This window comes from Novosphingobium sp. 11B (genome assembly GCF_054589055.1).
The window spans coordinates 33,387-42,241 of sequence record NZ_BAAILP010000094.1 but is presented as its reverse complement, the minus strand read 5'-3'; the positions used below and the strand labels follow the sequence as shown (position 1 = coordinate 42,241).

7 protein-coding genes and 1 pseudogene are annotated in these 8,855 nt (G+C 61.4%); 3 read left to right on the top strand and 5 right to left on the bottom strand.

The genetic code is table 11. The features are described 5' to 3' along the window. Positions 1 to 126: 126 nt before the first annotated feature. Positions 127 to 888, bottom strand: a complete 762-nt coding sequence (locus ACYPYD_RS08235) for an SDR family NAD(P)-dependent oxidoreductase (protein ID WP_459662752.1) — start codon at positions 886 to 888, stop codon at positions 127 to 129. Positions 889 to 900: 12 nt separating this feature from the next. Then, positions 901 to 2,391: a carboxylesterase/lipase family protein gene (locus ACYPYD_RS08230; RefSeq protein ID WP_459662806.1), complete on the bottom strand. Its 1,491-nt coding sequence runs from the start codon at positions 2,389 to 2,391 to the stop codon at positions 901 to 903. A gap of 690 nt (positions 2,392 to 3,081) precedes the next feature. On the opposite strand from ACYPYD_RS08230, the gene ACYPYD_RS08225 reads away from it, so the two are divergent. The 3 genes from ACYPYD_RS08225 to ACYPYD_RS08215 all read left to right on the top strand — a co-directional run bounded on the left by ACYPYD_RS08225 (position 3,082) and on the right by ACYPYD_RS08215 (position 4,299). Beyond that, entirely contained in the window at positions 3,082 to 3,696 is a 615-nt protein-coding gene (locus ACYPYD_RS08225) for a hypothetical protein (RefSeq protein ID WP_459662751.1), read from the top strand. Further along, positions 3,681 to 3,995, top strand: a complete 315-nt coding sequence (locus ACYPYD_RS08220; protein WP_459662749.1) for a hypothetical protein — start codon at positions 3,681 to 3,683, stop codon at positions 3,993 to 3,995. Before ACYPYD_RS08225 ends, ACYPYD_RS08220 begins: the two co-directional genes overlap by 16 nt. Positions 3,996 to 4,074: 79 nt before the next feature. Then, entirely contained in the window at positions 4,075 to 4,299 is a 225-nt protein-coding gene (locus tag ACYPYD_RS08215; RefSeq protein ID WP_459662747.1) for a hypothetical protein, read from the top strand. Here ACYPYD_RS08215 and ACYPYD_RS08210 read toward each other — a convergent pair. The 3 genes and pseudogenes from ACYPYD_RS08210 to ACYPYD_RS08200 form a co-directional block, all read right to left on the bottom strand. After that, entirely contained in the window at positions 4,296 to 4,703 is a 408-nt protein-coding gene (locus ACYPYD_RS08210) for a hypothetical protein (RefSeq protein ID WP_459662745.1), read from the bottom strand. The two genes, ACYPYD_RS08215 and ACYPYD_RS08210, sit on opposite strands and share 4 nt — an antisense overlap. Before the next feature lie 24 nt (positions 4,704 to 4,727). Beyond that, positions 4,728 to 7,526, bottom strand: coding sequence for a phospholipase D-like domain-containing protein (locus ACYPYD_RS08205; protein ID WP_459662744.1), 2,799 nt, complete (start codon positions 7,524 to 7,526; stop codon positions 4,728 to 4,730). Positions 7,527 to 8,476: 950 nt separating this feature from the next. Beyond that, positions 8,477 to 8,729: pseudogene (locus ACYPYD_RS08200) on the bottom strand (hypothetical protein). Between the last annotated feature and the right edge of the window lie 126 nt (positions 8,730 to 8,855).

Sequence of the window (8,855 nt, the reverse complement as noted above, 5' to 3'; positions counted from 1 at the left end):
GCCGTTCGGCGCGTTGAATTGACTGATCGGATCATCATCCGACGTCATTGCGAGCGCAGCGAAGCAATCCAGAGCGGCTCAAGACTGCCCTGGATTGCTTCGCTGCGCTCGCAATGACGAATGGGATTACCAGCAGGTATAGCCACCATCGGCCAGCACGATGCTGCCGGTCATCAGGCTCGCCGCATCGGAGGCGAGGAACGCGACGACGGAAGCCACTTCCTCCGGCTCGCCCAGTCGCGCCATCGGAGTGGAATCGATCCAGCGGCGGTACATTGCCCCCTGCTTGTCGGCGAATTCGTTGAGCGGGGTGCGGATATAGGTGGGCGCGACTGCATTCACCCGCACCCCCCGGTCGGCCCACTCGGCAGCAAGGCTGCGCGTCAGCTGGTGCACCGCCGCCTTCGAGGCGTTGTAGTAGCTTTGCCCCTGCGGCCGGTTGACGATGAAGCCGCTCATCGACCCGACGTTGACGATGCTGCCGCGCCCCGCCTCCAGCATGTGCCGCCCAAAGGCGCGCGCGCACCAGAAGGTGCCGTTGAGGTTGACGTCGATAACGTTGAGCCAATGCTCGTCGGCCACCGTTTCGGCGGCGGTGTCGCTGCGGGCGATGCCGGCGTTGTTGACGAGGATGTCGATGGCACCGAACCGGTCGGCCACTGCGGTTACACAGGCGGAATCGGTAACGTCCATCACCGCGCCCTCGCAGGCATGGCCCTTGTCCGCCATCGCCGTGCGGGCGGTCGCGATCGCCACTTCGGAAAGATCGGCGATGACGACCTGCGCTCCCATTTCCGCCAGCGCCTCCACGCACGCCAGGCCGATGCCGCTGGCCCCGCCGGTGACGAGCGCACGGCGACCATCCAGCTTCAGTCGTTCGAGATACATGGGTGTGCTCCGTCAGGTAAGGAAGGGCGCGATCGGGAAGGGGGCCTCCTCGATCGCCTCGCCGCGCCCCAGTTGGTAGACATGGCGCTGCTCGCGGGTGAATTCGGGCCAGGGCAGGGTGCCGTCGCGGGCGAAATCGACCCAGATGCGATGAACCCGGTCGGCCAGTTCCTGCGGCGGCGCTTCGCCGCACAGCCCTTCGGGTCCGGTGGTAGCGGCCAGCGTGTCGAACACGAAAGGCAGCTCCATCGCATGCGCCGCGCCCAGGCCACCGGAGCCGGGCTTGGCGAACAGGGGCGATCCCCATTCGAATTCGTACATATGCGTGCGGCCGCGATGCTCCTCGGCAAAGCGGCGCGCCGGCCAGCGGAATACGAGGTCATGCGCGGCATCGGTGAAGGCATGGCCGGGCTTCACCCCCTTGCGCCCCATGCCGTAAGCCTTGAGCAACTTACGCGCACGCGGATGGACGCGGTGGAACACGTAGGTCGCCAACAGCCGCCCGATCGACTCGCGCACACCGGTGGGAATGAAGTAGAGGTTCATCTCCAGAGCATTGGTGCCGATTAGCAGATCGACCTCCGCCCCGGCGCCCGCCTGCAACGCATCGAGCGGCTTCAGCGGTAGCACGTCGTCGCCATGCACGGGAACGAAGCGGCTGATGCCGAACACCGGCTCGTGCCCTTCGGCATCGCGCAAATCGAGCCGGGTCTTGGGCAGGCTGACCGTCTCGACCGCATCGAGCAGCCGCTCGCCCGGCTCCACGCTGCGGAAACCGGCTTCGTCGGGCGAGATCTTCAGCAGCTTCGCCAGCTTGCGCACCAGCCGCTGGGCGACGCCGATGTCGCGGGTCATGCGGCCATGCCCGCTCTGTACGATCGCGCGGCGGAACAGCCCCTTGGCGAGCGGCGAAGTGATGAGGTCGGCGATCGCCATGGCCCCGGCGGATTCGCCGAACACGGTGACATTGGCCGGATCGCCGCCGAACGCGGCGGCATTCTCACGCACCCATTCGAGCGCGGCGATCATGTCGCGCAGGCCCAGGTTGGTGGGGACGCCCGGGATCGGCAGGAAGCCGTCGATACCCATGCGATAATTGATGGCGACGCATACCACGCCGTCCCGCGCAAAAGTTCTGCCGTCCTGTACCGGGGCATCTTTGCTCCCGACTACGAAGCCGCCGCCGTGGATGAAAACCATGACCGGCAGGCCGGGCCGCAAGTCCGCCGGCGCCCAGACGTTGAGCGTCAGATAATCGTCGCCGGACTGCCAGCCGTTCCCGATGAGGGCTTTGACGTCGAGACCGGGCATCACTTTCACCCGCTGCGGCGCATTGGCACCCTGCTCAACCGCACTGCGCACGCCCGGCCAAGGTGCCACCGTGCTGGGCGGTGCGAAGCGCAGCGGCCCCGTTGGCGATGCAGCGTAAGGCACGCTCAAAAACGCGGCGACGCCATCATCTGACCGTCCCAGAAGCCTGCCGGCGGCAATTTCGACTTCCAATCCCAAGGTGCTTCTCCGCGCGAGGCTCGATTTCTCCAATGAAATCGAAAATACACCCCCGCGTTCCCTTATGCAGCCGTGTTCCGCTATGCCGATTGGATCATTCCATTGGCCGCAATGACCATTTTGCCGCCAAAGGCATGCGCACCGTGTTGGTGGTCCGAGGCTGCCGATCAGATCGGGGCTAACGACCTATCGACATTGAGCAGGGTGTCTTTAGGCAATCGCGACGGAGGCTGAGTACAATACGAGCTTCAAGTGCGAGCATCTATTTTTAGACATTCTAATTGGGAAAGCCGACCGACCGCAGTGAGGAACAGAAAATTGGCTGTTGAACGGCTGCTAAGGGTCGCTCGTAGCAGAAATGCGCCGATTCAGATCGTTTATGGCTCGCCTCCGCGTCGAATCGCACTGCGCCACAAGTGCGATACTGGCTCGTGACCGACGCCTGTTTCAATGTAGGTGCCGCCAGCTGTACCTACCTCTCCGGACTCGCATTCCCCCTTGGTTGCTGGAAGGCGCGTGGAATCTAGCACAGCCTCACGGTTTGGCAGCAACTGCGTCATGCCATTCTTTTCGCTGGCCACGGTCAACGCCGCTTCGACGCTGCCGCTTTTCGACACTGATTGGGTAGCTTCTCGTTGAGATTTTGGTCTCGCTCGTTAGTTTCTGTCACAGGGGACCAGCGGTATGACCGAAAGACAGAAATTCACCGCCTTTTCATCGCTGGCACTCGCCGCAGTGTCGGCTTCATTGGTGTTGTATCCGTCGGTCGTTGGCTTGGCCAAGCTTCCGCTCGTTCACCTCTGGATGATGTGGGTCTACTTGGCCTGCGCTTTCTGCGCATTCCTGCTTCTCTCGTTCATCTACTATATCTCGACCTTCACGACTGAAGGGCTTCCTCATCGGCGGGCCGGTATCGCCTCCCTCTTCACGGTCACGAGCCTCGTTTCTTTCGGCGCGTTCCTGACGATCAACCTATGGCAAGATCAGTCCGCGAAGCCACAAATCCTTGGCTTGACGGCGAGCGCCTACACGGCCGCCCCGGGGGACATTGTCGCCCTGACAGGCGAAAGCGCGAACGAGAGCGGCCATCCTGTGTCGTGGTCGTGGTGCACGAGGGCTCCCGCAGTGAAGAATGTTCGACCCGCGCCGGTGTGTCTCGCTAGCAAGCTGAAAACGGCGACTTGGTCGGTGCCCGAAAACGCCGTTCAGGGCGTCTATAAGATCGAAGCCAAAGTCCTTGATGACGCGCTGTCGTCGTCGCCTCAATTCATGGAGATCAAGATATGGCCGACGAAGTAGGTACTGCAGCCGCCGCAGGCGAACCGAGCTTCAGCGGGGTTCTAAAAGGCCTCGACGATGGCAGCCAGCTCAAGAATTGGGGCCTCAAGTTCGAGAAGGAACTCACGAAGGTTTTCGACCAGAATCTTGGGCATGCGAAGCGGGAAGGTCAGCCCCTCGCTCCCTTTCAACCCGAACCTGCTGCCAAGGCCCTGGGGCGCTTGGCTGTCAGGGAGAACGGCAACTACCGCACCAAGTTCATCAGACCGTGTTGCAAGAAGAAGCCGTTTATCTGGCCATTCTGCAACCCGAAGTGCTGAGCCCCAAACCATCCTATGAGCACGATTTTCTGGTCATGGCAGAGCGATCTCGATCCAAGGGTGACGCGCAACCTCGTTCGTGACGCCCTGGCAGGCGCAATCGAAGATCTCGATGCCGAGCTCGAAAAAGCCGCACGATCTGACGTCGGACACGAAGGGCGTGGCGGGATCACCGGACATCGTTGGCACCATCCTCGTGAATATTGAGGCGGCCAAGGTATTCGTCGGCGATGTGACGCCAATTGCGATCGCCTCGAATGGGAAGGCGCTCGCCAATCCCCACGTGCTGAGCGAGTTAGACTAGCCGGCAGCGATGGTCCGAGCTACCGACACCGTCATTGCGATAAGCGCACCTACAAACGAGCCGCCTGCCAGCAGCACAAACGCCCAGGATATGATGGCCAGGCGGTAATAGGAAAGCTTCAGCAATGGAATTTGCCCGTAGAGGATCTTCCCCGCCGCCGCAGCGATGAAGCACATGCCGATGCCTGCGAATATGAGCGCTGCAACGAAGAGACCCCACGACCAGAACAGGATCAGCTGGGTCGCAGCTGGCGCCTTGCTGAACACGATCACCTTTTCGGAGAAGGTCAGGGAGAGCACGAGGCTCGCCGACGTCAGCGTGATGAAGGTCTTTAGGAGATCCTTCGTCTCAGCATAGTCGTACTTGAGGAATTTCTCCGCCACTTCGGCATCATTGTCCGCCATCGTGCCTCCCCCAGGCTGTTCGGCTTACAAAAGCGCTTCCGCTAGCTCGGCACGCGACACGCGCCGGAATCCGAGCGGCGTCTCCTCGCCAGGCTGAGCGATCCGAATGCCGCCGACGACCTCTTCTGCATTCTGATGGGCGAGATTGTCCCAATCGAAATTGAAGATGCGCTGGAAATAGGTGGCGACCTCCTGATCGCGGATTAGCAGGCTCGCGTCCCGGTTGAGCAGCGCACCTTGGTTGGTCAGATTGTGGCTTCCGAACAGCACGGTCTTACCGTCCACGATGATGCCCTTTGTATGGCAGCGCAGCTGCAGCTTCAGCTTGCTCATATCGAAACCGAACTTCTTGATCTGCTCTAGAAGCGGCTGCTGCTTGCGACCAGTCGCCGCACCGAACTCACGTCCGTCCCGAAAGATGATCCGAACGTCGAGGCCATCCTTCTGCTTGTCGCGCAGCGTCTCGAAGAAATGGTCGAACTCATCCAGATTTTCGGAGAGGATATTGAACGACTGGTTCTCGACGAGGACGCTGTCCTCAGCCTCGCCGACGATCTGCGTGGCCGCCTGGATGAAGAGATGTTTGCCGCGTTTGTCGCGGTCGGGCGTCAACAGTGGCTGGATGTCGATCACGCGGTTGAGCTCCAGCGGATCGAAATATTGCACCGGCCGGCGGCGCGCCTCCTCGAAGAAGGCGACTTCGGGAACGAACAGGTCGGGCAACTCGACCGCGAGGCCCTCTTCGAGCGGGATGCGCTCGGCCTCGGAGAAATCCCAGTCGATATAGTCGCGGAAGGTGCGCGCGAGGCCGCAGTGAGCGATGATCGCGTGCCACTCACGATTGCGCTCCTGGAGCGGCGCAGGATTCTTAGAATTTTCGCCGGCAGGGTCGATGTCGGCCTGATTAGAGTCCTTCCAATTTCCGCTTGAAAGCCAGAATTCCTCGCCGTCGCGGCTGGCGACCTTGATGTGATAAGCGCTCGGGATTAGGCCTCTGCGACCGACCGAGGCCCACACATGCTCGAAGCGATCGCCAAGTCGATCCTGCATGGCTTCGACCGCGCGTTCCGTGCCGGCCTTCTGCGTCACCATCTTGAGCGAGGTCCCACCGTCGGCAAGCGCTGTGGCCAGCGCGTTGCTGATATGGTTGGGGTCCCACTCGTATATCGTGCCGGTCAGTTTGGTCTGCACGCGGCTGATGAACGCCTTCAAATTTGGGAAACCGGAATCGGGGCTCACATGGAAGATGGCGCGCATTGCCTCATTCTGGACGCGATCGAGGCTGAGATCCGGCGGCTCACGATACTGGCCGGGCCGCGGTAACGCCTCCGTCAGCGCCTGATCTATTCCCAGCGCTGAGAGCTGATCGGTGAGCGGGGCGGTGCGGACGTCAACGCCCACGCCCAGGTAGGCGCTGGGGATCGGACGCCTGCATTCGGAGGCGAGGAGCGCCGGGGCGAGTTTTTCACGGAGTTCAACGACGACCACCTGCTCATCCGTGATCCAGCCATTCTTGAACCGATACCCAGCGCGGATGTCGAGCACGCCGGGCTCTGCGGCAAGGTCTGTCGCCGCAAGCGACACGGCCGCTTTGACGGTGCCGCTCGCCGCGGTGGCAGCAGTGGCGCCTCCTACGACGGTCGGTATCTGGGCCGTGCCATCGCCCGCGATCCTGACAGAAATCTCGAGGGGCACCGTCACGGTGAGACGCATGGTCGTGCCGACCGGTCCGCTCATCACAACCGGGACAGCCGTGATCGGCAAATTTCCCGGCGCAGGCGCGGATGCGGCGGTGTTGACGCGCGGCGCGGCGTCGAGATTTCCGCGCTTCGCATCAGCAAGCAGGCGCTTGAGCTGCGGAGCGGGCACCGCATAATTCGCCTCCTTAAACAGTCCTGCGAAATGGAGCCCCGCGACCTCGCCGCTTATGAGGTTCAAGAGGGCCGCACCCGAGCAGCCGCCGGTGGTCGTGCAATCATGCTCCAGCTCATCGTCTCCGGTCGCCAGGATGCGGCCGGGGGCGAGGCGCTTTTTGTCGTAAATGTCACCGAAGATCTGTTTGACGAGCCCCTGGTCCGGGATGCGAGGATCGCGTGCCGGATAGCCGATCGCCGCGACGACATCATCGACAGCGATGGCGGTGGCGAGGATCAGCGGCTGGGCTAGGGCAGGCTGCCCCGCCTGCCGCACAACGCGCAGGAACGCGACGTCCGGTCCATCCGTCGGCGAGATCCAGAGGATTTCGATGACAGAGAATTCGGCCGCGGCCGAGCGCTGAAACTCCTCGAGAAAGTCGATCCTTGGCACCATGGGAGCGCCGTTGAGACCCGTCCGGAAAACGAAGCGTCCGCTGTCTCGCCGGCCGAACTCAACCGCGACGTGCCGGTTGGTCACGATGATGTCGCTGTCGATCAACCACCCCGTACCAACCCAAGCGAAATCGGGATTGTTGTTGACCTCCACACGACCGATCGCCGGGATCGCGGCGTTGATTATGTCGCGCGAACTGACGATGCGATCCCGCCAAACCTTGCTTGAGGGGCCAGCGAATTCCTCCGTGACCTTGTTGTCGGCGATGACAAACACCGGTCGGCCGAACGCTTGGACGATCGTCTCCGCGGCGGCCTTCGCTTCCGGACGCAAATCGCCCTGGTCGTTGACTAGGGGTATCGACCTATCGCCGATGATCGAGAACGTGTGCTCACTGAACCGATGGAGGTTCTCGCCGGTGAGCTTGGTCGCAATCTCTTCATGGAGGGCGTCATCGTTCCCGGAGATGCCCGCGATGATGGATTTGAGGTGCGTTGGCTCAAGCTCAGGCATCGTCGTCCCCCCTATCGAAGTTGCTGTGCACTATCTCGTGTAAAGTCAGCCTATTTCATGAATTGCCGAACAGCCATTGAAGGTGGTCGCCCAAATCAAAAGATCCTCCACAGGCTTAGACTGCCACAAGCAGGCGATTCTGCAAGCGTAACTCTCTCGATCACATTTCAAAATGGGGGAATTAAAGTGATCCTTCCCAGTATGCTGAGCCAATCGTCATGACTTCGTCATATTAGCCGACGTGGAACCTCAGTCCGGAATGCTGGCTTGTCTTTAAGATCGGCTTCTCCCGGCAAGTCCGATAAGTTCGCGCGCGATAGCAACCTCATGGCCTCCCGCGCAACGTTGGTCGGGGCATCCAGAGAAAGGGCGGGGACGGATGCGTCAGGAAATTGCGGTGCTCGGAGGCGGCGCAAAGGCCGCGGCCATTGCGGCGAAAGCGGCAGCGCTGAGAGTGAAACGCCGCGCGGACGTCTATGTAACGGTCTGCGAGCGACGCGCCATCGGCGCGCATTGGATGGCAGTCATAGCTCCATCGATGGCGTGCTACCGCTTTGCACGCAGGCCGAGCGCGATCTCGGCTTTTCCTACGACAATGACAGCTACGGCGATCCGGTGGGGCGGCGGATGTAGTCTGAGTTTCCGGGATGGCCCATCTCGTTCGCTGTTAGGGTAAGGTAAGCTATCCGAAGTAGAACGATGGCGGCGCGCGCAGGCCGAGCCACGCTGAATTCGCGGCCTATCTGCATGACCTTCTTCAGCATGCAACGTAGGCAGACCGTCCGCAAGCCGGGATCAAAAATCGGCCGCTGAGTGACCGACATGGGTCGTTATCCGTTCTCCGGCGAAAGCTTTAGGCGAAAATCCTTAGGTGTCACGTTCCCCATTGCTGCTGGCCCCGTGTGCCTCCATGATTAACACGGGGGGGGGTGGCGCCTGACCGCGCGGGCTTACTGCGCTGCCTTCGTCTCGGTATTGAGCCGCTTGACAAGTTTTTCGAGCTCGTTGGCATTGAGAACCCATGTCCCCGGGTCTTGCGGCCTTCGCGGAACACGGGCTGCGTTGGCAGGATGCGTGCCTGCTCGTTGGTGAAAGGCTTGAAGAGCGAGAAGTGCATGGCGCATTCGAGGAGCAGTCCGATCACCGGCGTCCTGCCATCCAGATCGAACATGGTCTCGGACTTGTCCCAGAAATGTTCATCATTGGGCGCGGTTATCGCGGATCATCACGAATTCAAGGGCTGAATGCCGACACCCGCGCGCATCCCTTCTTCGGCATTTTGTTTTAGCACACGCAGTGATCGCTTGATGATTGGCAAAACGTTTGATA